We start from the raw sequence: 19,801 nt of genomic DNA, 5'->3' as shown, positions 1-19,801 counted from the left end.
GACGGTTCGATGGCCATGATCATCCATGGTGGCTGCCACTGCGGCAACATCTCCTTCGAACTCGTCTGGGAACCCACGCCCTCCGGGATTCCGGCGCGCGCCTGCGATTGTTCCTTCTGCACCCGGCATGGCGGCGTCTGGACGTCCAGCCCGGATGCTGCGCTCCGGGTCAGGGTCCAAGCGCCATCTCTTCTCTCCAGATACAGCTTCGGCACCGGCACGGCCGTGTTCCACGTCTGCGCCCGCTGCGGCGCGGTGCCGGTGGTGACCAGCTCGATCGATGAACACCTCTACGCCGTCGTCAGCGTGAACGCGTTCAACGACGTGGACCCGTCCCTTCTGCGCCATGCCCCCGCCTCGTTCGGCGGCGAGAGCCTCGAATCGCGCCTGGCGCGCCGAAAGCGCAACTGGATTGCGGACGTCCGGTTCGTCGAGCCGGGCACCTGACCGGCGCTAGAGAAGGCGCCGCCGCGCGTAGCGAACCACCGTGACGCCCGCCTTGGCCTGGCGCGTGGAAGGCATGACCAGCACGCAGTCGTCATAGGGCGTCGCGACCGGTTCGCCTTCGTTCCAGCCGATGACGGTGCCCGCGCGTTCGATCACTTCCAGCCCGGTGTAGGGCTGCGCGAAGCGGAAGTCCTTGCCGCGCGCCACCACCGGCCCCGTCACGTCCAGGGCCCATTGGCGCGGGGCGTCGGGCCGCAGCCAGCCCGGCAGCAGGCGCGCGGTCCCGGCCGCGTCCAGCGTGCCGGCGGCCTGCAGGAAGCGGGCGCATTGGTCTTGCGCCACGCCGCGGCTGGCCGGGTCGCCATGGAAGCCGCATTCGATCAGCAGTGAGCGGGTGTCGCTCTCGGCATCGGGCGCGCCGAAGCGGCCGAAGTCGCGCATGCGCACGCCGTCCTTGTGGCCCGCGTCGATGACGACGTGCTCGGGACTGCGCAGTGCGCGCGCCAGCGCCAGGTTGCGCGGCTGGATGCCGGTCAGCAACAGCGGTGCCGAAGGTTCATGCATCGAATGCAGGTCGAGCAGCCAGTCCGCTTGCGCCACATGGGGGCGCAGGGCTGCCGCGCGACGCCGCTCAAGCGTGTCGCCGGCATCCATGCGCTCGGGCATCCATTGGCGGTTGAGGTCTTCGTCGACGAAGCGGGAAGCGTCGTGATTGGCGGCATCGAAGCGGTCGAAGGCCGCCAGGTTGCAGAAGGCGAGGGTGAGCGTGCCGCCTTGCGGGCGCACACCGGCTTCCAGCAAGCCCTTGAGCGCCCATGCGCCGCACACCTCATTGCCATGCACCAGCGCGGTGATCAACACATTGCGGCCCGGTCGCCCGCTGTCGAAGCGCCAGACGCCTTCCACGTCCGTGTTGCCGGCGCGCCACGCGCCGATGTCTGGAGGAGGGAGTTCAAAGGACAGAGACACGCGGATTCCTTGCGGGAGTGAATCCGCCGATTCTCATGCACTGGGGCGACAGGGCCCGACCGGCACCGACGCCGCGCGCGGGCCGGGCGCGGCCCCGGAGGCGCTACATCGACTTCACTTCGAGACGGTTGTCGACCGAGCCGACGCCCTTCACGGCCCTGGCGATCTGCGTCGCTCTCTCCTTCGCCGCGGCGTTGGGCGCGGGGCCCGCGAGGCTCACGACGCCGGCCTTCGTCTCGACGTCGATGCGCGTCGCGCTGAGTTCCGCGTCCTTCGCCAGCGCGGAGGCCACCGATGCGGTGATGGCCGCATCGTCAGCCGAGGAGAGGGCCGCCGTGCCGGCATTTTTCAGCGCATGCTCGGCGGCGGCCACGTCCTGCCTCAGTTCCGGCGACTTGGCGAAGGCCACGGTCTTGTCGCGCGCAACCTCCGCCAGGTCGGCTGCCTTGTCGGCGCCCACCGCGACGGCCTTCTCGGTCCGCGCCAGCGCGGTGTCGAGCTTCTGCCCGGCTGTCTCGTTGCTGGCGCGGTCGCCACAGGCGCCCAGCGCGAGCACCGCCGCCGCCATCATCACCGCCGTCAGCACACGGCCCGACCCCACGCCATTGCTCATCCGAACTTGCTTCGTCATGGTTGATTCCTTTGCGCGAGCATGGCGCGCGCACGCAGAAATGGCGCCCCGCGGCTGCCGCGATCGAATGTAGGCAGACGCCTTCAATCGCTGCCGATGGCGGTCGTCGCGGCCCGCGGTCCCATTCGAAGAAATGGCGCCGGCGTAGGTCTTCGCTGGCAGACCGCCGTCGCGACTTGCCCCACACTGCGCGCATGTCCGGCCGTCTACGTCTGATTTCCGTCACCGTGGAAGAGCCCCAGCCCGGGGCCTTTCATTGGTTGCTGCTGGAGGGCAGCGACAGCGCGGCGGGCTGGGTCGAACTCGAGAGTTCGGAGAAGGCGTTCAAGTCCTATCGCAAGGCCATGACGGCCGGCCTGCTGGCGCTGCAGGGCATGATCGACGACCTCGACGCCGGCCCGCGCGAGGCGGCCCGGGTCGCCCCGGCGCGAAAGAAAGCCAAGGCGCTCGGGCCCTTCGGCTTCGGCCCGCTGCGCTGAGCGTGCAAAAAAAGGCCCGCGCGAGGCGGGCCGAATGATCTCTGGTCAGAAGATCCCTGGAGAACCATCCTCTTTATCGACGGATTCCCGGGAAACTTGAGTGACTTGCCGATCGTCACCATAGAAACCAGAACGGCCGCAGCTGGCTCGACGTCGAATCCAGCGTGTCGCTGACGGTGGTGGCTTCCCTGAAACGCCGACGAATCTCGGCCTCGTATTCGCGCGCCACGCGGCGCGCATGTGCCACGCCTTGCAGAGCCTGGAACCGCCATGCTCTTGCACGCGTCATCAAGTCATCGTCGGAGAGATCGCCAAGCTGAGTCATTGGCCTATTCTGCCGCGCCGGCGCAAAAGGACGAAGCCACCTGTGGTTTGAAAGTCAAACGAAAGCCAAAGTCTACGAATTCCCCGCGACTTGAGCCCGAAAGTGCCAACAAATGCCTCGTTTCCCGGATTGCCCGCTTCAGGAATGGAGCAGCGGCGCCGAAAAGCAAAGCAGTGCAATCAATCGAACAGCGAGATCGAAATGTCCAGGCTCATCGTTTTGGCGAAACACGGCAGCGTCAGGCAAATCAATATCCAGGGCCCCATCACCACGATCGGCCGGGATCCGAGCTGCGGCGTCCAGATCGACAGCCTGGGCGTCAGCAGGCATCACGCCGCCATACGATGGACGGGCGATCGCTTCGTGCTGATCGACACCGGCAGCCGCAATGGCACCTTCGTCAACAAGGTGAGGGTGAAGGCGGTCGCCCTCAGGAACGGCGACGCAATCACCGTGGGCGACTGCCAGCTGCGCTTCCTGTACACCACCGCGCAGTTGCCGAGCGACGAGGCACTGCGGCTGGTGACCGTGATCACCGATCCGCTCAACATCGATACGCGCGAGAAGAGCGACTGGGCCAGCTTCTTTCGCAAGGGACGCGCGGCCAGGCACGTGCACTAGACCCGGGGCGCCGCCGCGCCTGATCGCCCGCGGCCGCCGGTTCCCCGGCGAGCCCGGCTGATTCGCATCGCCTTGACCTCTGTCAAATGGCCTGGACGCGAACGGCTCCGAAGGGGTTGACGCCGCGCGGGTCGAACGCCGAACATCCCTGCACGAAAGCGATGGCTGCTCGTGAGCGGGCCTGCCCTTCGCTTCCGTTTTTTCTAAATCACAGGAGTTCATATGAAGAGTCTTGTCTGGGCATTGAGCATTGCCATCACTCAGCTGCTGGCATCTGCCGCCAGCGCGCAACCGGCCCCGACCGACAAGGCCGCCGCCAGCGCCGAGCGCAAGGCGGAAGGCACCGAAGCCGCGCGCCAGTTCGCCCCGGGCGAGGGCAATCCCAAGCCCGAAGCCAGGCCTCGGGTCCCCAAGGCCGAGCGCAGCGCCGCCCGGCAGGCGCGCAAGCCCGAAGGCACTCAGGCCGCCAAGGAGTTCAAGCCCGGCGAAGGCAACCCCGAGCCGACGGCGGTCCCGACAGCACCGCGTGCCGAGCGTTCGGCCGAGCGCAAGGCGCGCCGCGCCGAAGTCGCCAAGGAAAACAAGTCCGGCAAGCTGCCCTCGTATGGAGAGGGCAGCGGCACGAAGTAGGGAGAGGGAGCAGACGCGGGCTCAGGTCCACTGCATCCGGTCGGCGCCCCGGGAGGGGCTCGCGGAGATGCGGCGCAGCAGCTCGAGCTGGCGCAGCTCCTCGGCATCCCTCAGGCTCTTGGCGGCGCGCGCGGCGACATAGCTGACGAAGAGCGAATCCACCGCCGCGCTCCATTCCCGCAAGGCCTCGCCGATTCCCGCCGGAAGGGCCGGTACGGCAACGCCGGTCTTCTGAAGAATGGCTGCTTTGTGCGCGGTGGTGAGCATGGGCTGGCGTCGTCTGAGAGTGCTGGATGCCACCTTATCGGCAGGCTGGCGCAAAAGCATCAGCCATAACGCCTAGGTCCTTGTCGGACATTGCCAACTCCTTCCGGTTTCTACGACGATCGCTGCGTTCACGCGGCAGAAGCGTCCTCAACGAAGGGGCAATTCGATGACACCCGCGAGCGGCACCTCGTCGATGCGCTGCGCGCTGGCGATGACGATCGCGCGCCCGCTGTCCCGTGCCGCGTCCGCAAGCGCGCGCCAGAGACAGCGCGTCGACGCGGCGTCGAGCCCGCCCGTCGGTTCGTCGAGCAGGGTCAGCGCGCGTCCCGAGGCCAGCGCCGATGCCAGCCAGACCTTGCGCTTCGAGCCGGTCGACAGCATGAACATCTTCTTGGCCAGATGGGGTGCCAGCGCGAAGCCCTCGACGAGGGACTGCCACCGGAGTTCGTCGAAGCCCGCGTCGCCCGCGCGCAGCGCGTCCGTGCACTCATGCACCGTCATCGCGTCGAAGGCCTCGGTCGCCGGGTCGACGAAGAACAGCTGCCGCCGGTAGCCGCCAGGGTCCTCGTCGAGGCCCACGCCGGCGATCGCCAGCCGCCCCTCGGCGGGCAGCGCGCCGGCCATCGCCCGCAGCAGCGTCGACTTGCCGCTGCCGGTGTCGCCGTACAGCAGCGTCACGCCCGCTTCGATGTCGAGCGACAGGCCGGACATCAAGGCCGGCTCCCCGGGGTACGCGAAGCCCAGGTTCTGGATGCGCAGCACCCGGGGGCGGGCGGCTCGTTGGAAGTTCATGGATGAATGCCTTGGGTCGAGTTCTTCCGCCGCCGGAAATTCGGCGGCGAGGTTCCCGCGAGTATTGCGCGTCCCGCGTCCCCGCTCCGCTGCTGTGCTCCTCGCATGGCCGCCGATCTGTGCTCCCGGCGCCCGGCCTTGAATTCCTAGACTGGTTTCCAGCAGCGAAACCCAAGGAATCCTCATGTCGAGCACCAGGCCCAACGCCAGAATCGAGCCCTACACGCATGCCGCCGCCGGATGGGGCGCCATCAGGCAGGTGGCCCTCACGCTCGTGAAGGAGCGCGTTCCCGGCAACCGCTACAAGACGCTCTTCAAGCAGAACCAGCCCGACGGCTTCGACTGCCCCGGCTGTGCGTGGCCGGACCGGGAGCACGCGTCGACCTTCGAGTTCTGCGAGAACGGCGTGAAGGCCGTCGCGGCCGAAGCCACCAGCAAGCGGGCGACGCCGGAGTTCTTCGCCGCTCACACGGTCACCCGTCTCATGCGGGAGTCGGACTGCGAGTTGGAGGCGCACGGCCGGCTGACCGAGCCGATGGCCTACGACGCCGCATCCGACACCTACAAGCCCATCGCCTGGACGGCCGCCTTCGAACTGGTGGCCAGGCATCTGAAGAAGCTTGCGAGCCCCGACGAGGCCGCCTTCTACACCTCGGGCCGGGCCAGCAACGAGGCCGCCTTTCTCTACCAGCTCTTCGTGCGAGCCTACGGCACCAACAACTTCCCGGACTGCTCGAACATGTGCCACGAGTCCACCAGCCGGGGCCTGCCCGGCACCGTGGGCGTCGGCAAGGCGACCGTCACGCTGGACGACATGGAGCGCTGCGACACCCTCTTGCTCTTCGGCCAGAACCCCGCCACCAACCATCCCCGGATGCTCGGCGAGCTGCGCGACTGCGCGAAGCGCGGCGTGACCATCGTGGCCATCAACCCGTTGCGCGAGCGGGGCCTGGAACGCTTCACCAACCCGCAGAGTCCGGTCGAGATGATGACCATGTCGAGCACCAGGATCGCATCGGTCTTCGTGCGGCCTCGGCTCGGCGGTGACCAGGCCCTGATCAAGGGCGTGGCCAAGCACGTGCTCGAACGCGACGACGCCGCGGTGCGGGAGGGCGCGCCGCGCGTCCTCGACGTCGCCTTCATCGCCGCGCATTGCAGCGGCTTCGATGCCTTCGCCGCCGACCTGCGCATGCAGCCGTGGGACGCGCTGGTGGCCGAGTCGGGCGTCCCGCGGCAGGAGATCGAGCAACTCGCCGAGATCTACATCCTCGGCAAGGCCGTTATCTCGACCTGGGGCATGGGACTGACCCAGCACAGGAACTCGGTGGCGACGATCCGGATGCTGTCGAACCTGATGATGATGCGCGGCAACATCGGCCGGCCCGGCGCCGGCCTGCTGCCGGTGCGCGGGCATTCGAACGTGCAGGGCAACCGCACGGTGGGCATCGAGAACAAGCCCTCCACGGCTTTCCTGGACAAGCTGGCCGGCGCCTTCGGCTTCGAACCGCCGCGCAGGCACGGCCTCGATGTGGTGGAGACCATCGGCGCCATGCGCGACGGCCGTGTCAAGGTGCTGTTCGCGCTGGGCGGCAATTTCGCGATGGCCACGCCGGACACGGAACGCACCTGGGAGGGGCTGCGCAACTGCGAGCTGACCGTCCACCTCGCGACCAAGCTCAATCGCAGCCACCTGGTGCATGGACACCAGGCGCTCATCCTCCCCGTGCTCGCCCGCACCGAGATCGATGTCCAGGACGGCGTGGCCCAGGGCGTGACCGTCGAGGACTCCGTGTGCATGGTCCACATCTCCTACGGCATCAACCGGCCGGCCTCGGCGCATCTGCGCTCCGAGACCGCCATCGTGGCCGGCATCGCCCATGCCACGCTCGGCCCGGCGCCGGTCGACTGGCTCGCGCTGTCGCGCGACCACGCCCGCATCCGCGACGCGATCGAGCGGGGCGTCGAGGGCTTCCACGACTTCAACGCGCGTGTCGCCGTGCCCGGCGGCTTCCACATCGGCGTGGCTTCGCGCGAAAGGGTGTGGCAGACGGCGTCGGGGAAGGCGCAGTTCGTGGTCAGCACCATCGAGGCCGACACGCCCCTGCACCGCGCGCGCCGGAAGTACGGCGAGCAGCTGATGGTGCTGATGACCACGCGCTCGCACGACCAGTACAACACGACGGTGTATGGCCTGAACGACCGCTACCGTGGCGTCTTCGGCCAGCGCCGCGTGGTGTTCGTCCATCGCGACGACCTGAAGATGCTGGGCTTCGAGCCCGGCGAGTGGGTCGACCTCATCAGCGTCTGGGAGGACGGCATCGAGCGCCGCGCGGACCGCTTCCTGCTGGTCGCGTACGACATCCCGCGCGGCTGCGTCGCCGGCTACTACCCCGAGACCAACCCGCTGGTGCCGCTCGACAGCGTGGCCGACGTGTCGGGTACGCCGACCTCCAAGTCGGTGCCGGTGCTGCTGCGCCGCTCGGCGGAGGCCGCATGATCGTCCGGCCGCGCGAGCACTGGCTTCGCACGCTCTTCGTCTGGCACGGCTCGGTGCTGCGCTCGATCCTGCCGCAGCTGGCCTTCACGCTTCTGGTGAGCCTGGTCGCGTGGAAGACGGACGGCCGGATCTTCGGCGAGCGGGTGGCGACCTCCTTCACGCTGGTGGGGGTCTCGCTGGCCGTGTTCCTGGCCTTTCGCACCAACGTCAGCTACGCGCGCTATTGGGAAGCGCGGCAGCTCTGGGGCGAACTGGCGATCGTCTCGCGCACGCTGATGTCGCAAGCCATCTGCTACCTGCCGGCGCGTCATGGACCCTTCAGCCGCGACGCCCTTCTTCGGCACCTGGGCGCCTTCGCCTATGCGCTCAACGGGCAGTTGCGCCAAGGTGATGCCGGCCAGCCGCTGCCCTTGCTGACCGCGCAGGAGAATGCCGCGCTGCGCGGCAAGCAGTTCCGTCCCATCGCGATCCTCGACGCGCTGCGCCGCATCCTTGCCGGACTCGATGCCGGCGGCGCGAACGGCATGCAGCGGCAATGGATGTTCGACGCCCAGCTGGCCCGCCTGTCGGATGTGGTGGGCGGCTGCGAGCGCATCGCGACCACGCCTTTCCCGTACTCCTACGGCCTGCTGCTGCATCGCACGGTCTTCGTCTACTGCCTGATGCTGCCCTTCGGCCTGGCCGACGTCCTGCACGAGGCGACGCCCTTCGTCGGCGTCTTCGTCGCCTACACGCTGCTTGCGCTGGAGGAGATTGCCCACGAGATCGCCGAGCCCTTCGGCACCTCGCCCAACGACCTCGCGCTCGATGCGATGTGCCGCAACATCGAACGCTCCCTGCTGGAGCTGTCCGGCCAGCCGGTGCCCGAGCCCCTGGCACCGGACCGGTGGCACGTGCTGACCTGAACGGGAAACCCATGCTGGAACTGAACGAACCGCCTGGCTACGTCGAAGTCGACGTGGCGCGCCACCGCAATGCCGCGCAGGACTTTGCCATCGACCGCGTGGCCCAGGAGTGGCCCGTGGCGCTGGTCTTCAACGGCATCGCGCATGCCGTGATGATGGCCACGCCGCGCGAGCTCGAGGCACTGGCCGTGGGCTTCGCGTTGACCGAGGGGCTGGTGCGCGCCCGCCGCGAGATCGTCGATGTCGAGGTGCTGATGCACGAGGACAGCGCCGAAGTGCAGCTCACCGTCGTGCAGCAGGCCTTCCAGGGCCTGAAGACCCGGCGCAGATCGCTTGCCGGCCGCACCGGCTGTGGCGTGTGCGGCATCGAAAGCCTCGGGCTGCTGGACCTGGTGCCGCAGCCGGTTCTGCGCTCGGCCGTCACGGTGAAACCCGATGCGGTGAACATCCGGCGGGCGGCGCGGGAGTTGCCCGGCTTCCAGGCGCTGACCCGGCTCACGGGTGCGCTGCATGCCGCCGCGTGGTGCAGCCCGGAAGGGGAGGTGCTGATGGCGGTGGAGGACGTGGGGCGCCACAACGCGCTCGACAAGCTCATCGGGCAGCGCGCGCTGGAGCGGCTGCCGCTCGATGAGGGTTTTGTCTTCCTGTCGAGCAGGGCGAGCTACGAGCTGGTGCGCAAGGCGGCGCGCGTCAATATCCCGATGCTGGCGACCGTGTCGGCGCCGAGTTCGCTGGCGATCCGGATCGCGCGACAGGCGGGGATGACGCTGGCGAGTTTTTGCCGCGGCGACAGCTTCGTCGACTACACGGCGGTGGCGGGCTAGGGCTTCCAGTTCGACAGGACGCGGTTCGGCTCCGTGCGCGCCGCGGGCGGCGGTGGGGAAACGATCGTCCCGATGCTGATGAATCCGGCCAGTGTCTCCCGCGCCGCGATGCCGAGCGCCTGGCGAAGGATCGGGTCTTCGCATCGCTTGCCGCTGAGCACGATGGCGCCGAAGCCCATCGCATGCGCCGCCAGCAGCAGCTGGCCGAGGGCCGCGCCGGCGCTCAGCCATTGCTCATGGACGGGCACCTTGGCGTCGGCCTCGGGCCGCACGACGAAGGCCAGCATGGTCGGTGTCTGCGTGGCGTGCGCGCGGGCGCGCTCGATGTCCTGGGGCGTCGCGTCCGGCGTCCGGCGGCGCTTTTCGTCCTCGAAGAGTTGTGCGAGCCCGCAGCGCTGCGTGTCCGCGAAATCGATGAGGCGCCAGGGCAGCATGTGCCCGTGATCCGGCGCGCGCAGGGCCGCATCCACCATGAGGCCCAGCTGCGCCGGGCTCGGCGCGGGCGGCCCCAGGCGGCGCGGAGAGACCGAGCGCCGCGCCAGCATCGTCGACAGCATGGTATCCGCGGTCATGGCGCGCTCCAGTTCATTCGAAAGTCTTTCGTTGAGATTCAATCCGGGGCACCTCGTGCCGGCGCGCGAAGCCCAGGCCGGCTTCGGTCAGGGTCGCCGCGACATTCTGATCCCGCGACCTCGTCAGTTCCACGAGTTTCGCATCGATGAGCGACGAGAGGGTTCGCATCACGAGGCTCAGCGGAAGCTCCAGCTGCTTGCGCAGGCGAGGAACCGAGAGGCCGCTCTTGCCATCATGTGCGTCGAGGAGCGCGGCGAGTATGGCCGCCACCGCGGGGTCCAGGCGCTCGCTCATCTCGACCTCCGACCAGCGACGTGCTGTCTGTCGCATGCGATGGGCTGGGACTCGAACATCTGGACACCTTGAAGCGGCTTTGCCGGGTAAGGTCATTGTTCGACGCAACGTCGCTGTTGCCGGTGCACAGTCGCGCGGAAGTGCGGGGAGCACAGTCAGCGCATGGCGTCCGCGTTCTCATGGCGCGCCGCGCCGCGACATGGTCGCCGCCATGCGGCCCAGCTCGATGACCGCCGCCTCGATCTCCGGCGACCACAGATAGCTGTAGTTGAGCCGCATGAAGTGCCCGTAGGTGTTCGAGGTCGAGAACATCCGGCCGGGCCCGATCGTCAGGCCGCGCTCCAGCGCCTCGCGGTAGAGGTCCATGGTGTCGACCTGCGGCGCCAGCTCGACCCACAGCACGTAGCCGCCTCGCGGGCGGGACAGGCGGGTGTGCTCGGGGAAGAAGCGCTTCACCATCGCGCTCATGATGCCCGCCTGCTGCGCCAGCGTCTGCCGCACGCGGCGCAGGTGGTGCTCGAAGCCTTCGTTCTTCAGGTACTCGGCCACGCCGAGCTGGGGCAGGGTGGGCGTGGTCAGCGTGTTGAGGAACTTCAGCTTCTCGACCTGCTGGCGATAGCGTCCGGGCAGCGCCCAGCCGATGCGCACGCCGGGCGTGAGGCTCTTCGAGAAGGAGTTGCAATGCAGCACCAGGCCCTGTGTGTCGAAGGACTTGAGCGTGGTGGGCGGCGCGTCGTCGTGGTGGAGCTCGTTGTAGACGCCGTTCTCGATCAACGGGAGGCCGTGCCGGGCGCTGAGCGCCACGAGCTCGCGCTTTTTCTCGTCGCTCATCATGAAGCCCAGGGGGTTCTGGAAATTGGGCATGACCATGCAGGCGGCGATGGGGTGCCGCTCGATCGCGTGCGCCAGGGCGGCGAGGTCGATGCCCTCGTCCGGGTACGTGGCGATTTCGATGGCGCGCATGCCCATGCGCTCGATGGCGTGCAGCATCGCGTAGAAGGTGGGCGATTCGACGGCGATGGTGTCCCCGGGTCTGGCCACGGCCTGCAGGCAGAGGTTGATGGCCTCGGTCGCGCCGGCGGTGACGATGATCTCGCCGGGGTCGGCGGCCAGGCCGGTGTCGAGGTGGCGCCGCGCGATCTGGCGGATCAGCTCCGGATTGCCGGGCGGCAGGTCGTCGAGCATGGCCCGCGCGTCATGGCGCTTCGCGAACGTGCTGATCTTGTGATGGACGCGCTGCCATGGAAAGAGGGTGGGGTCCGGATAGGGCGATCCGAGTGGCACCGCGCCCTGGGACCGGATCGACTTGAGCGTGGCCAGCACCAGCCGGCTGACGTCCACATCGGTGGAAGCGTCCAAGGGCTGCGAGGCCGCGATCGGCTCCCACGCCGGCTCGGCCTGGAGAGGGCGCACGAAGTAGCCCGACTGCGGCCGGCTGTCGATCAGTCCCCGACTCTCCAGTTGCAGGTAGGCGCGCGACACGGTGGTGACGCTGAGCTTGCGGGCGCGGCAGGTCTCGCGTATCGAAGGCAGGCGCTCGCCGGCCCTGAGCACGCCGTCCCTGATGGCACGCTCCAAGTCATCCGACAGTCTTTCGTAGAGTTTCAATCCTGCGTCCTCGTGGGCTCGGCAAACGAGCAGCCGGCCGCGTCCTGCGCGCTGCCGCCAAATGCGAGATTCTGCGGCCTGGCCTCCGGTACGGGGGCGCGGCGGTGGGCGGTGTGCCCTTTTTGCTAGGGGGCGCGGTGGCGGGCGGTGTGCCCTTGGCTGGCCGACGTCACCGCCCCTTCGGGGTCCCTTGCGCTGCTCGCGTCAGGCGGGGTCCGCGCAAACTCGCCTGCGGCTCAAACATGCGCGGCCCTTATCCGCCTTCCGCTGCGCTGCTCAGCGGTGCCTCAACGGCCAGCCAAGGGCACACCGCCCGCCACCGTGGACACGTTGGGGTCGATCCCGTCCGCGCAATCCTCCACCCCTTTGGCATCAGACGATGCAGTCGACGACGCAGTCGGCTCGACGCCAACCGCGATCACGCTCGAATCACTTGCCTCGCATTTGCGCAGCACCGCGTCGCTGGCCTTGAGTGCGGTCGATGACGCGTGCAATCTGCGCGATGTACATCTAGCCTATGCGTGCCTTGAACAGTTGCTTGCTCCGGTCAGCCTGGAGGAGCGTGAGGAGGCGTGCGGACATCCGCAAAGTGTCCGGCGGAGGGATGAACCCCAACGTGTCCACGGTGGCGGGGGGTGTGCCCTTGGCTGGCCGTTGAGGCACCGCCGAGCAGCGCAGGGGACCCCGAAGGGGCGGTGACGTCGGCCGGCCAAGGGCACACCCCCCGCCACCGCGGCCCCGAACCTATTGGCAGCACACCCCCGCCACCGCGGCCCCGAACCTATTGGCAGCACACCGCCCGCCGCCGCCCCACGCGCTTAACGCAACCGCCTCAACTCGCGACCGGCTCGGCAGAGTGAGCACGCCTCAGGGCGACTTCGCCGCCTTCCCTGAGGCCTTGGGCTTTCCGCCCGTGCTCGTCGCAGCGACGGCCTTGCCGCCGGTCTTGATGCCGGTGGCAAGCTCGATGTTCTTCCGGCGATCGTCGTAGGAAGGATGCGTGGCGACATAGGCCTCGTTGTCCGGCGAAGGATCCTTCTGCATTTCACCGAAGGCAACCCACAGGTCACTGGGGTTCTCGTTCGAGCGCTTCATCCATTCGACCGCGCAGGCATCGGCCTCGAACTCCTGGTTCTGCTGGAACCTGATCTGCGTGGTCCTCAGGAAAGCCAGCAGATCCTTGGCGGCGGTGACGGAGTCGAGCGCCCCCTTCAGGAAATCCATCGGCGACTTGCTCGTGGCCGGAACCGAACGCGACATCAGCTTCTTGCCCAGGTCGAAGCCCGCGGCGCTCGTGATGAGCTGGTACTGCATCTCCTTGATCGTGTGGCGCTTGTAGAGGTGCGAGAGTTCATGCGCCACGACCAGCCTGCGCACGGCGTCCTTTTCGTCCAGCATGTTGAGAAACTCGGGCGAGATTCGCACGAACCCGCCCACGCTCGCCGATGCCCCCAGAGGGCCGCTCGAGTCCACCAGCACCGCGACATCGCTCGAATAACCGCTCATGACGGACTTGAAGGTCTTCACCTGCTCCTTCAGCCGGTCCAGCTGACCCTGTTCCAGCGGCGACATGTTGCCGCCGCCCGAGCGTGTCATCGTCGTGTAGAGCGAACCCACCGCGTTCTCCAGCGACTCCGGCACCCAGACCGTCGTATAGGCCAGATAGCGCAGCATGTCCTTGTCCTGCTGCGTGAGGTCGGTGTACTGGAAGTTGCTGCTCAGGATCCGCTGCATGCGCAGTTCCGCATGTTTGCCGCCATAGGTGCTCACCTGCTCCCAGACGTTCATGCTCTCGTCGGCGCGCTTGCATTGCTTGTCCGGCACCAGCGAGCCGAGCGCCGTTTCGTTGCGCGGCACCGGGTTGTCGCCGTTGGCCTCGAGCACCGCATCGAAGCGGCCCGACTTCGGGAGCTGCGACGGCCTCTGCGCGTCCGTCTGTGCCAGCGCTGCGGCAGCAGCGAAGACCAAGACCGTGGCGCAGAGCGCGCGTGCCAGTGTGCGCGTGTTCGCGAAATCGTTCATGGTGCCTCCCGCATGCCGAGGGTGAGTTGAAGCGCGTCCCAGTCAAGACCGTTCGCCAGCATCACGTCGAGAAAGGCGGAGGCGGGCGACGCGCCGGGTTGCGCACGCGCGCTTGTCAGTTGAGCGGCGATATCGGCTTGAGCCCTGCCGGACAGGGTCGAGAACTCCCCGGCCGCACTCGCCTGGCCGCCATCGCCGACAAACTCGTAGCGATAAGGCGTGCCGGGCTTGAGCCAACCGGGGGCAAAGGCCACCGTGCCGTCGACGACTTTGACGATCGTTGCATCGCCGCCGCCGCGAACCGGCTTGACGCGCAACTCGCCGCGCTGGGCTGCGCCGACGAGGCGAAAGCGCACAGGATCGGCGGCCAGGCTGACCATCCCGCAAGGCAGGCCCTGGCCGCAGGGCGTGCCCTTCGGCTTCCATGCATCATCCGCTTCGAAGGGCTTGCCGAAGGTCCGGTGGGAGCCCGCTTCCGCGCCGCCATTGCAGTTCGTATCGAAGGACATGCAATCCAGGGCCGCGTACTTGCCCAGCATCTCGGAGAAGGGCTTGCGGCCGACGGCCGTGAAGCGTTCCAGCTTCTTGCTCACCCGGAAGCGGACGACCACCTCACCCGCTTCCACGGTTTGATGGACACATGAGGACATGGACAACTGCTGCCCGACCGGCAGCCGCGGTGTGTTGGTCAACGTGCAATACCCATCGCCAGCGGCGGGCGGCGCCGTGCAGCTCACCAAGCACCCGCCCGTGGATGCGTTCTCGGCCGCCACCGCCATCGCCGCGATACCGGTCAGCAGCGCCGCCCCGGCCACCCGCATCCAGAACTTCGTTCGCCGTTTCATGCCGCTCTCCTTCATGGGTCAAGGTCAAAATCCGAGATCCGGTCGCGCGCCCGGCGTGCACCTCAATGACTGCCACCCCACACGCTGCTGACGACGCCGATCGCCCACACCACAAGAATGCACTGGAGCACGAACCAGCCCGCCCGCAGCGCGGCGTCCCAGGCAGGTGCGGTCCGGGGTCCCGTCGAATGCAGGGCGTTTCGGGGGTCGATGTTCGGATGCGGATGCACGGCGGCAGGATGCGCCGCGTGTTCCGAGGTGTGATGCGCCGCCTGCAGATAGGCGTGCAGAAGCAGGCAGGCCAGCATGAGGAACGGGTCCACCCACTGGCCCCGCTGCAGCATCCACGCGGAGATCGAGGCGACGGCGACTCCCACCAGGGTCGCGATTGCCAGCGGCCCCAGCGTGAAGAGCGTCCCCGCAAGGAACGAGGCGCCATGTCGTTGCAGCCTCACGGCCCGGCTGCTCAAGGACAGCCAGATCAAGGTAAATGCGGCGCCGACCGCAATGTCGAGCAGTGCCGATTTCCATGGGCTCCAGTTGTCGAGACGCTGCACGCGCGACGCCGCGATCATGGCCTGCAACTGGTCGCCCCCCGTATCGCCCTTGTCGTCGGCGACCGTGAAATGCCGGTCGGTGATGCCGTCGTCGATAGAGATGAGCAGCATCGGCGCGTAGGTCGCGTCGTGGGCGCGTTCCCATTCGTGCAGCGCGGCCGTCACGGCGGTCTTCAACTCGTCGAGGTTGTCGATCGTTTCGACTTCCACCGGGCTCAGCAGGTTCAGGTTGCGCCGCGCGTACTGCGCGCGCACCTGGGCGAGCTTCTCATCCGACTTCGAGCTGGTGCTCAGGTCCTCAAGCAGGAAAGCCTGGGAACTCAGGTTCGATGAAGGTGCATTGACGGTGGCGCATGCCCCCGTGATGACTTCAGCGCAGGTGGGGACCTTGACATTCGGCTCGATCTCGCAGGCCGAGCCCTCGGCCGCCAATGCCATCAGGTTGCCCAGGGACGGGAACATGCGCGGCAGCGGCACCTCGTCGACCACATTCACGGAGGATCTGTGCGCGTGCTCTCCGGCAAACCAGTAGAAGGGCTTGCCGGGTTCGAGAAAGGCCGTTCCCGCGGCGAACCGGACGCCTTTGCTGCACAAGGCCGACATTGATTGGTTTCGCGCCAGGCGGGAGGGGTCGTCGGCGCGGCCCAAGGCCAGCGCTATCAATTGGGCCTTGCCCTGGAGCTTGCCGGCGGCCCTCTCCAACTCTGGTTCCCCGCCTTTTCCGGTCTCCGACCCGCTCGCCTCGTACCCGATCGCACAGGCCTTCTCCACCGATGCCGCGGGCCCGCTCAGCGAGGTGATGTCCATGTCGATCCCCACCACCGGCAGGCGCGACGGGTCGAAGCGCATGCCCGACTCGCCGATAGCGTCGGCGACCGCCCCCAGGACGCGCGCGGTCTGGCGGCGGGGAACCGGCGTCAGGCCGCAGAAGGTATGGGCGAAGCCTTCGGGAGAGAAGCGAATCACCGTCACCCGCCCCGACACCGCCTGGATGGGCTCGGCCTTTCCGGCATCCGAGGTGGAATCCTTCGCCGGAAACCAGAGCACGCCGCGCGCACTGTGCGCGAGCTGCATGGAGATCGAGGTGAACCAGTCCACCCGCGCGAGATGCAGCCCATGGATCGACGCCGCGAACGCCGCCAGCACCACGATGCCCCAGGCCTCCCGCAGCCAGTGGGGCCGTGAGCGCACCCATGCCGAAGCCCGGCGCACGACAACCGCCGCACGAGCCCCCAAGGACTCGCCGCCACGGGCAGGCCCATCGCCCGCCGCTGTCGCGCCCGCACCATGCGAGGCGCTCAAGATGCCCGCTCCGTCCTCATCGGCCTACCCTCCGAGACGCACCGCCTGCGGCACAAAAAGCGACGCCTGCCGTGTCGTTCTGTCTTGTTGGTAAAAAAGAACTACATTGTGAGCGAGAGATGGGGGCTGGCGATCACTTCTTTTAGGGAGTCCGCCGTTCGGTTAAGCGTGTCTGTTGATGCGCATCCGGGACCCGGAGGGCCATCCGGTCGTCTTCACCAGCGCGAGAAGGTCGTCGCTTGCGCCACGGCCCTCGCGGCCGGCGAATGGTGGAATGCGCACGGAGTTCAGAACGTTTCACCCCACACATTGAGCCTGGGCGAACGGGCGCTCGCGACGGCCTGCGAGCGCACCGATGCCTTGTCGGCGGTCGAGGCGACGACATCCGGAACGCCGGCGTCGTAGCCATCGGCATATGGGTCCGGGCTGTGGGCGGCGGCGACGGCATCGCCGCGCACTGTTGCGCGATCGACGGCGGAGGCGATCGTCTCGGGAACGCCCGCGTCATAGCCCTCCGCGTACGGGTCGGGGCTGTGCGCGGCGACGACGGCATCCGCCCGCACCGCGGCGCGGCTGGCCGAATGCGTGAGCGGATGGACGCCGTCATAGTTTTCCGCCTGTGCGCCGGCGGCGCCGAGCAGGCAGAGGACGGCAACGGTGATGATCTTTGCTGACTTCATGACATTTCCTTGAACGAGTTGAACGCTGGGTTTGACACTGGCTGCATAGCGGCCTGGGTTCGTGGCGCTGGTCGCTTCGTAGGTGTCGCGACTGCCACGGTGGCTACTTTCTCTTTGCCCGGTTGCCCCGCGATTGCGCCGCCCGCTCCTTCGAATGCATCTGAAGCGCCGGTTGTTTCATCTGAAAGACGAAGCGAAACGGCGTCTTGCCGCGATCCGCAGTCCCGAGCGGCGAGGGCGTTCTTCCCCTGGCCGCCCATTCGGCTGATGATGTGTGCCCGGATCCTCGTGCGCGACCGGCGCGCTTGCAGCATCGGTCGCCCTGGCCTCTTCGATCCCAAGGAGCAACATGAGCGGCTTCTCCTTCATTGCGGTCTTCGGCGGTGCCGGTTGCGGCGCCTTGCTGCGCTGGTGGCTGGGGGGCTTGTTGAACCCGGTGTTTCCCACCATTCCCCTGGGCACGCTGGCCGCGAATCTCATCGGCGGGCTGCTGGTCGGCGTCGCCAGCGCTTTCTTCACGCACAACGGCGGCCTCGCGCCCGAATGGCGGCTGCTCGTCATCACCGGCTTCATGGGCGGACTGACGACCTTCTCCACCTTCTCGGTCGAAGTCGTCACACTGATCGGGCGGCACGAGCACTGGTGGGCCCTGGCCGCGGCCGGCGTGCACCTGGTCGGCTCGCTGGTCCTCACCGGAATCGGCATCCTGATCGCCAACGCGCTCTTTGTCAGGGCCTAGCGGAGACTTCACCATGCAAGGCATCTATCTCAAGTTCTACGTGCAGGAGAAGCACCGGCACCACGGCATCCTCGCCTACGAATGGCTTCTTGAAGAAGCCCGGAAGGTGGGCATTCATGGCGGCTCGGCTTTTCGCGCCATCGCGGGATTCGGCCGCCACGGCAAGCTGCACGAGGAGCACTTCTTCGAGCTGGCCGGCGATCTGCCGGTGGAGGTCGGCTTCGCGCTGAGCGAGCAGGAGGCGCAGGACTTTCTCGCGCATCTGGCCGGCGAGAGGCTCAAGCTCTTCTACATCTTGGTCCCGCTGGAGATGGGGGTCATCGGGGGAGAGCCGTGAGCGCCATCCGGCTCGCGGCGGCAGCCAGGCAACAGCGGAACGGGCAAGCCACGGAAGGAGGCGCACCATGTTCAACAGGATTCTCGTGGCGTACGACGGCACTCATTCCTCGGATCTGGCCTTCGTGCGCGCGCTGGAGGTCGCGCAGGAGGCCCATGCCACCCTTCATGTCGTGGCCGTGGCCTGGTCCGCGGAGGTGGACACGCATGCCTCCAGCGACAGGGCCCGCGCGCACTGCTGGGGCTATCTGACGCAGCTGCGCAAGATGGGCGTGGGCCCGGAGGTCGATCTCGAGATGGAAGTGGTGGAGGGCGAATGTTCCGAACAGATCGTCGCCGCCGCGGATCGCTTCGGCGCCGACCTGATCGTCATGGGCCATCGCCAGCGCACGCTGCTCAGCCGGATGGCGCGGGCCTCGCTGGTCAAGCGTGTCATCGACCATGCGCATTGCTGCGTGCTGGTGGCGGGCCGATGATGCGCATGGCGTCCCTCGATCAAGGGCGTCCGGCGAGCGCATCGCGCACGGATGCCGCCAGGGCCGTGATGGCGATGTCGATCTCCTCGACGCTGGCCGTCACGAAAGACAGGCGCAGCGTGCGCGGATCGCCCTCGCCGGCGTAGAAGGGCAGGCCCGGCACGAAGGCCACGTTGCGCTCCACCGCCCTGGGCAGCAGCGCGACGGCGTCCATGCCCGCGGGCAGGCGCAGCCACAGGAACATGCCGCCGGCGGGCTTGTTGAACTCCACGCCCAGGCCCTTCATCTCGCGCATGAGGGCCTCCAGCATGGCGTCGCGCTGGCGCTTGTAGAGGGCGCGGATGGTGGGCACGTGGCGGTCGAGGAAGCCGTCCTTCATCACCTCCGACACCATGCGCTGGTTGAAGCCGGGGCTGTGCAGGTCGGCCGCCTGCTTGGCCTGCAGCAGCTTGGGGAAGACGGCCYTGGGCGCCACCAGGAAGCCCAGCCGCAGGCCCGGCGCGAGCACCTTCGAGAAGGAGCCGAGGTAGATGCAGCCCTCGGGGTTGCGCGCGGTCAGCGGCAGGGGCGGTGCTTCGTCGAACCAGAGGTCGCCGTAGGGGTTGTCCTCGACGATGGGCAGGCCGGCCCTGGCGGCGGCGGCGGAGACGGCGGCGCGGCGCGCCTCGCTCATGGTGCGGCCGGTGGGGTTCTGGAAGTTGGGCAGCAGGTAGGCGAAGCGCGCACCGTCCCGCGAGGYGCCTCCCCCGCMGCCGCGGGCCTTGGCAACCAGGTCATCGACGATCACGCCTTCGTCGTCGCTCGCCACGCTCACCGGCTCGGGCTCCATCGGCGAGAAGGCCTGCAGCGCGCCCAGGTAGGTCGGTGTTTCCACCAGCACGCGGCTGCCCGGGTCGAGCAGCACCTTGGCGATCAGGTCCAGGCCCTGTTGCGAGCCGGTGGTGATGAGCACCTGCGCCGGGTCGACGGGCCAGGGCAGCAT

The 19,801-nt window shown here is 67.9% G+C and carries 23 protein-coding genes; 10 read left to right on the top strand and 13 right to left on the bottom strand.

The genetic code is table 11. From position 1 onward, the window contains the following. The first annotated feature begins 9 nt into the window (after nt 1–9). Nucleotides 10–447 (top strand): GFA family protein, encoded by a 438-nt coding sequence (locus tag AC1DNF_RS28945; RefSeq protein ID WP_478152102.1) that lies wholly within the window; start codon nt 10–12, stop codon nt 445–447. A 6-nt stretch (nt 448–453) separates the two neighbouring features. On the opposite strand, the gene AC1DNF_RS28940 is transcribed toward AC1DNF_RS28945, so the two are convergent. Further along, complete coding sequence (locus tag AC1DNF_RS28940; RefSeq protein ID WP_478152101.1) at nt 454–1,416, bottom strand: M14 family metallopeptidase; 963 nt, start codon at nt 1,414–1,416, stop codon at nt 454–456. A gap of 103 nt (nt 1,417–1,519) precedes the next feature. Continuing rightward, the gene (locus AC1DNF_RS28935; protein ID WP_478152100.1) at nt 1,520–2,047 is read right to left on the bottom strand and encodes a BON domain-containing protein; all 528 of its coding nucleotides are present in this window, start codon (nt 2,045–2,047) and stop codon (nt 1,520–1,522) included. Between the two features lie 194 nt (nt 2,048–2,241). On the opposite strand from AC1DNF_RS28935, the gene AC1DNF_RS28930 reads away from it, so the two are divergent. Further along, nucleotides 2,242–2,526, top strand: a complete 285-nt coding sequence (locus AC1DNF_RS28930; protein WP_478152099.1) for a hypothetical protein — start codon at nt 2,242–2,244, stop codon at nt 2,524–2,526. Between the two features lie 115 nt (nt 2,527–2,641). On the opposite strand, the gene AC1DNF_RS28925 is transcribed toward AC1DNF_RS28930, so the two are convergent. After that, entirely contained in the window at nt 2,642–2,851 is a 210-nt protein-coding gene (locus AC1DNF_RS28925) for a hypothetical protein (RefSeq protein WP_478152098.1), read from the bottom strand. Between the two features lie 201 nt (nt 2,852–3,052). Here AC1DNF_RS28925 and AC1DNF_RS28920 point away from each other — a divergent pair, with 201 nt between their 5' ends. Beyond that, nucleotides 3,053–3,472: an FHA domain-containing protein gene (locus tag AC1DNF_RS28920; protein ID WP_478152097.1), complete on the top strand. Its 420-nt coding sequence runs from the start codon at nt 3,053–3,055 to the stop codon at nt 3,470–3,472. A gap of 222 nt (nt 3,473–3,694) precedes the next feature. Further along, the gene (locus AC1DNF_RS28915; protein ID WP_478152096.1) at nt 3,695–4,102 is read left to right on the top strand and encodes a hypothetical protein; all 408 of its coding nucleotides are present in this window, start codon (nt 3,695–3,697) and stop codon (nt 4,100–4,102) included. Between the two features lie 21 nt (nt 4,103–4,123). On the opposite strand, the gene AC1DNF_RS28910 is transcribed toward AC1DNF_RS28915, so the two are convergent. Then, entirely contained in the window at nt 4,124–4,369 is a 246-nt protein-coding gene (locus AC1DNF_RS28910) for a hypothetical protein (protein WP_478152095.1), read from the bottom strand. A 147-nt stretch (nt 4,370–4,516) separates the two neighbouring features. Further along, nucleotides 4,517–5,161, bottom strand: coding sequence for an ABC transporter ATP-binding protein (locus AC1DNF_RS28905; protein ID WP_478152094.1), 645 nt, complete (start codon nt 5,159–5,161; stop codon nt 4,517–4,519). Between the two features lie 184 nt (nt 5,162–5,345). Here AC1DNF_RS28905 and AC1DNF_RS28900 point away from each other — a divergent pair, with 184 nt between their 5' ends. Genes AC1DNF_RS28900 through fdhD form a run of 3 tightly spaced genes read left to right on the top strand, consistent with a single transcriptional unit; the run spans nt 5,346 to nt 9,387 of the window. Further along, nucleotides 5,346–7,658 (top strand): FdhF/YdeP family oxidoreductase, encoded by a 2,313-nt coding sequence (locus tag AC1DNF_RS28900; RefSeq protein WP_478152093.1) that lies wholly within the window; start codon nt 5,346–5,348, stop codon nt 7,656–7,658. Then, nucleotides 7,655–8,563: a bestrophin family protein gene (locus AC1DNF_RS28895; protein WP_478152092.1), complete on the top strand. Its 909-nt coding sequence runs from the start codon at nt 7,655–7,657 to the stop codon at nt 8,561–8,563. Before AC1DNF_RS28900 ends, AC1DNF_RS28895 begins: the two co-directional genes overlap by 4 nt. An 11-nt stretch (nt 8,564–8,574) precedes the next feature. Continuing rightward, entirely contained in the window at nt 8,575–9,387 is an 813-nt protein-coding gene (gene fdhD, locus AC1DNF_RS28890) for a formate dehydrogenase accessory sulfurtransferase FdhD (RefSeq protein WP_478152091.1), read from the top strand. Here fdhD and AC1DNF_RS28885 read toward each other — a convergent pair. The 7 genes from AC1DNF_RS28885 to AC1DNF_RS28855 all read right to left on the bottom strand — a co-directional run bounded on the left by AC1DNF_RS28885 (nt 9,384) and on the right by AC1DNF_RS28855 (nt 17,268). Further along, nucleotides 9,384–9,959, bottom strand: a complete 576-nt coding sequence (locus AC1DNF_RS28885; RefSeq protein WP_478152090.1) for a nitroreductase family protein — start codon at nt 9,957–9,959, stop codon at nt 9,384–9,386. The two genes, fdhD and AC1DNF_RS28885, sit on opposite strands and share 4 nt — an antisense overlap. Before the next feature lie 13 nt (nt 9,960–9,972). Beyond that, nucleotides 9,973–10,254 carry a hypothetical protein gene (locus AC1DNF_RS28880; protein WP_478152089.1) on the bottom strand — a complete coding sequence of 94 codons (282 nt, stop codon included), beginning with the start codon at nt 10,252–10,254 and terminating at the stop codon, nt 9,973–9,975. 177 nt (nt 10,255–10,431) lie between these two features. Next, nucleotides 10,432–11,862: an aminotransferase-like domain-containing protein gene (locus AC1DNF_RS28875; RefSeq protein ID WP_478152088.1), complete on the bottom strand. Its 1,431-nt coding sequence runs from the start codon at nt 11,860–11,862 to the stop codon at nt 10,432–10,434. Nucleotides 11,863–12,729: 867 nt separating this feature from the next. Next, a complete protein-coding gene (locus AC1DNF_RS28870; protein ID WP_478152087.1) occupies nt 12,730–13,884 on the bottom strand; it encodes a M48 family metalloprotease in 1,155 nt (384 codons plus the stop codon). After that, complete coding sequence (locus AC1DNF_RS28865) at nt 13,881–14,729, bottom strand: hypothetical protein (RefSeq protein WP_478152086.1); 849 nt, start codon at nt 14,727–14,729, stop codon at nt 13,881–13,883. Before AC1DNF_RS28865 ends, AC1DNF_RS28870 begins: the two co-directional genes overlap by 4 nt. 62 nt (nt 14,730–14,791) lie before the next feature. Further along, complete coding sequence (locus AC1DNF_RS28860) at nt 14,792–16,588, bottom strand: hypothetical protein (RefSeq protein ID WP_478152085.1); 1,797 nt, start codon at nt 16,586–16,588, stop codon at nt 14,792–14,794. A 287-nt stretch (nt 16,589–16,875) separates the two neighbouring features. Next, nucleotides 16,876–17,268: a helicase SNF2 gene (locus tag AC1DNF_RS28855; RefSeq protein WP_478152084.1), complete on the bottom strand. Its 393-nt coding sequence runs from the start codon at nt 17,266–17,268 to the stop codon at nt 16,876–16,878. A gap of 349 nt (nt 17,269–17,617) precedes the next feature. Between AC1DNF_RS28855 and crcB the strand changes: the two genes are divergently transcribed. From crcB to AC1DNF_RS28840, 3 genes are all read left to right on the top strand, one after another. Next, complete coding sequence (crcB, locus tag AC1DNF_RS28850) at nt 17,618–18,007, top strand: fluoride efflux transporter CrcB (protein WP_478152083.1); 390 nt, start codon at nt 17,618–17,620, stop codon at nt 18,005–18,007. Between the two features lie 13 nt (nt 18,008–18,020). After that, nucleotides 18,021–18,344: a DUF190 domain-containing protein gene (locus tag AC1DNF_RS28845; protein ID WP_478152082.1), complete on the top strand. Its 324-nt coding sequence runs from the start codon at nt 18,021–18,023 to the stop codon at nt 18,342–18,344. A 67-nt stretch (nt 18,345–18,411) separates the two neighbouring features. Next, a complete protein-coding gene (locus AC1DNF_RS28840) occupies nt 18,412–18,819 on the top strand; it encodes a universal stress protein (RefSeq protein ID WP_478152081.1) in 408 nt (135 codons plus the stop codon). A gap of 19 nt (nt 18,820–18,838) precedes the next feature. Here AC1DNF_RS28840 and AC1DNF_RS28835 read toward each other — a convergent pair. Beyond that, on the bottom strand, nt 18,839–19,801 hold a 963-nt coding region (locus tag AC1DNF_RS28835; RefSeq protein ID WP_478152080.1), incomplete at its 5' end, for an aminotransferase-like domain-containing protein.

The organism is Variovorax sp. 01T432, from assembly GCF_056398605.1.
This window is presented reverse-complemented; position numbering and strand designations above follow the sequence as displayed.

What these genes read in the sequence shown, in the direction of transcription:
- AC1DNF_RS28945 (WP_478152102.1), top strand. Translation starts at nt 10, where the DNA reads ATGGCCATGATCATCCATGGTGGCTGCCACTGCGGCAACATCTCCTTC.
- AC1DNF_RS28935 (WP_478152100.1), bottom strand. Translation starts at nt 2,047, where the DNA reads ATGACGAAGCAAGTTCGGATGAGCAATGGCGTGGGGTCGGGCCGTGTG.
- AC1DNF_RS28930 (WP_478152099.1), top strand. Translation starts at nt 2,242, where the DNA reads ATGTCCGGCCGTCTACGTCTGATTTCCGTCACCGTGGAAGAGCCCCAG.
- AC1DNF_RS28925 (WP_478152098.1), bottom strand. Translation starts at nt 2,851, where the DNA reads ATGACTCAGCTTGGCGATCTCTCCGACGATGACTTGATGACGCGTGCA.
- AC1DNF_RS28920 (WP_478152097.1), top strand. Translation starts at nt 3,053, where the DNA reads ATGTCCAGGCTCATCGTTTTGGCGAAACACGGCAGCGTCAGGCAAATC.
- AC1DNF_RS28915 (WP_478152096.1), top strand. Translation starts at nt 3,695, where the DNA reads ATGAAGAGTCTTGTCTGGGCATTGAGCATTGCCATCACTCAGCTGCTG.
- AC1DNF_RS28910 (WP_478152095.1), bottom strand. Translation starts at nt 4,369, where the DNA reads ATGCTCACCACCGCGCACAAAGCAGCCATTCTTCAGAAGACCGGCGTT.
- AC1DNF_RS28905 (WP_478152094.1), bottom strand. Translation starts at nt 5,161, where the DNA reads ATGAACTTCCAACGAGCCGCCCGCCCCCGGGTGCTGCGCATCCAGAAC.
- AC1DNF_RS28900 (WP_478152093.1), top strand. Translation starts at nt 5,346, where the DNA reads ATGTCGAGCACCAGGCCCAACGCCAGAATCGAGCCCTACACGCATGCC.
- AC1DNF_RS28895 (WP_478152092.1), top strand. Translation starts at nt 7,655, where the DNA reads ATGATCGTCCGGCCGCGCGAGCACTGGCTTCGCACGCTCTTCGTCTGG.
- fdhD (WP_478152091.1), top strand. Translation starts at nt 8,575, where the DNA reads ATGCTGGAACTGAACGAACCGCCTGGCTACGTCGAAGTCGACGTGGCG.
- AC1DNF_RS28885 (WP_478152090.1), bottom strand. Translation starts at nt 9,959, where the DNA reads ATGACCGCGGATACCATGCTGTCGACGATGCTGGCGCGGCGCTCGGTC.
- AC1DNF_RS28880 (WP_478152089.1), bottom strand. Translation starts at nt 10,254, where the DNA reads ATGAGCGAGCGCCTGGACCCCGCGGTGGCGGCCATACTCGCCGCGCTC.
- AC1DNF_RS28870 (WP_478152087.1), bottom strand. Translation starts at nt 13,884, where the DNA reads ATGAACGATTTCGCGAACACGCGCACACTGGCACGCGCGCTCTGCGCC.
- AC1DNF_RS28865 (WP_478152086.1), bottom strand. Translation starts at nt 14,729, where the DNA reads ATGAAACGGCGAACGAAGTTCTGGATGCGGGTGGCCGGGGCGGCGCTG.
- AC1DNF_RS28855 (WP_478152084.1), bottom strand. Translation starts at nt 17,268, where the DNA reads ATGAAGTCAGCAAAGATCATCACCGTTGCCGTCCTCTGCCTGCTCGGC.
- crcB (WP_478152083.1), top strand. Translation starts at nt 17,618, where the DNA reads ATGAGCGGCTTCTCCTTCATTGCGGTCTTCGGCGGTGCCGGTTGCGGC.
- AC1DNF_RS28845 (WP_478152082.1), top strand. Translation starts at nt 18,021, where the DNA reads ATGCAAGGCATCTATCTCAAGTTCTACGTGCAGGAGAAGCACCGGCAC.
- AC1DNF_RS28840 (WP_478152081.1), top strand. Translation starts at nt 18,412, where the DNA reads ATGTTCAACAGGATTCTCGTGGCGTACGACGGCACTCATTCCTCGGAT.